The organism is Shewanella nanhaiensis, from assembly GCF_019457885.1.
GTDB classification, from domain to species: domain Bacteria; phylum Pseudomonadota; class Gammaproteobacteria; order Enterobacterales; family Shewanellaceae; genus Shewanella; species Shewanella nanhaiensis.
Window position 1 is genome coordinate 1 of the sequence record NZ_JAHZST010000066.1, and the last position, 408, is coordinate 408.

General features: G+C 57.6%; 1 protein-coding gene. It reads right to left on the reverse strand.

What is annotated here, in order from left to right; all coding sequences use genetic code 11:
* The coding region (locus K0625_RS24360; RefSeq protein ID WP_220111930.1) for a hypothetical protein at positions 1–408 on the reverse strand (408 nt) is incomplete at both ends.

The window sequence follows — 408 nt, forward strand, 5'->3', positions numbered from 1 at the left end:
GCATCAAAGGCAATGGCAAGGCCATCATCTATCATGGCTTGCGTGACGGTGCCGCTAAATAGCTCGACATTATTTTGGTCGGTGACCACTAAGGTGTCACCCACAGCGGTGCCCGCCCCTAAGGTGATGGTGACGTCGATTTGACCGTCAAGCTCCGCATCATTAATAAAGCCATCGTTGTTGGCATCTTCATCGATGACCACGGTTGGGCTAGCAGGTGCGCCCGTGCCAGTGCCGTAATCAAGCGTCGCCGCATCTGAGCCTTCAGCGCTGTTACCCGTAGCGTCAGTGACCGTGGCGGTGACCACGAGGTCGGTGCCGGTGGCCGGTGCATCAAAGCTCACGTCGATGCCGTTATCGAGCATCGCTTGGGTCACGGTGCCCGTGAACAGGGTGTTGCCATCTTGG